General features: G+C 51.7%; 1 rRNA gene. It reads left to right on the forward strand.

Features of this window, described 5'->3' with window-relative positions:
• Nucleotides 1-44: 44 nt before the first annotated feature.
• Nucleotides 45-1,605 (forward strand): 16S ribosomal RNA (locus FHQ08_RS12595).
• Nucleotides 1,606-1,626 lie beyond the last annotated feature (21 nt).

A 1,626-nucleotide genomic window follows, 5' to 3' on the forward strand; every position in this document is an offset into this window, starting at 1 on the left:
TCAATTCGCTAGCAACAAATAATAATGAGTCACAAACTTGAACTTTAGTTGAGAGTTTGATCCTGGCTCAGGACGAACGCTGGCGGCGTGCCTAATACATGCAAGTCGAACGAGAAACTTCTACCGAGTGCTTGCACTCAACTGAAGTTTCGAGTGGCGGACGGGTGAGTAACACGTGGGCAACCTACCCTAGAGCGGGGGATAACATTTGGAAACAGATGCTAATACCGCATAACAACCAGAAACGATTGTTTCTGGTTTGAAAGATGGTTTCGGCTATCACTCTAGGATGGGCCCGCGGCGTATTAGCCAGTTGGTGAGGTAACGGCTCACCAAAGCAATGATACGTAGCCGACCTGAGAGGGTGATCGGCCACATTGGGACTGAGACACGGCCCAAACTCCTACGGGAGGCAGCAGTAGGGAATCTTCCACAATGGACGAAAGTCTGATGGAGCAACGCCGCGTGAGTGAAGAAGGGTTTCGGCTCGTAAAACTCTGTTATCGAAGAAGAACGAGGGTAAGAGTAACTGTTTACCCTGTGACGGTATTCGATCAGAAAGCCACGGCTAACTACGTGCCAGCAGCCGCGGTAATACGTAGGTGGCAAGCGTTGTCCGGATTTATTGGGCGTAAAGCGAGCGCAGGCGGTCTTTTAAGTCTGATGTGAAAGCCTTCGGCTCAACCGAAGAAGTGCATCGGAAACTGGGAGACTTGAGTGCAGAAGAGGAGAGTGGAACTCCATGTGTAGCGGTGAAATGCGTAGATATATGGAAGAACACCAGTGGCGAAGGCGGCTCTCTGGTCTGTAACTGACGCTGAGGCTCGAAAGCGTGGGTAGCAAACAGGATTAGATACCCTGGTAGTCCACGCCGTAAACGATGAATGCTAAGTGTTGGAGGGTTTCCGCCCTTCAGTGCTGCAGCTAACGCATTAAGCATTCCGCCTGGGGAGTACGACCGCAAGGTTGAAACTCAAAGGAATTGACGGGGGCCCGCACAAGCGGTGGAGCATGTGGTTTAATTCGAAGCAACGCGAAGAACCTTACCAGGTCTTGACATCCTTTGTCAGTCTGAGAGATCAGATGTTCCCTTCGGGGACAAAGTGACAGGTGGTGCATGGTTGTCGTCAGCTCGTGTCGTGAGATGTTGGGTTAAGTCCCGCAACGAGCGCAACCCTTATGATTAGTTGCCAGCATTCAGTTGGGCACTCTAGTCAGACTGCCGGTGACAAACCGGAGGAAGGTGGGGATGACGTCAAATCATCATGCCCCTTATGACCTGGGCTACACACGTGCTACAATGGATGGTACAACGAGTTGCTAGACCGCGAGGTCATGCTAATCTCTTAAAACCATTCTCAGTTCGGATTGCAGGCTGCAACTCGCCTGCATGAAGCTGGAATCGCTAGTAATCGCGGATCAGCACGCCGCGGTGAATACGTTCCCGGGCCTTGTACACACCGCCCGTCACACCATGAGAGTCTGTAACACCCAAAGCCGGTCGGGTAACCTTTTAGGAGCCAGCCGTCTAAGGCGGGACAGATGATTAGGGTGAAGTCGTAACAAGGTAGCCGTAGGAGAACCTGCGGCTGGATCACCTCCTTTCTAAGGAAAAATTACGGAAAG

Origin of the sequence: Agrilactobacillus fermenti (assembly GCF_021030645.1) — a bacterium.
Classification (GTDB): domain Bacteria; phylum Bacillota; class Bacilli; order Lactobacillales; family Lactobacillaceae; genus Agrilactobacillus; species Agrilactobacillus fermenti.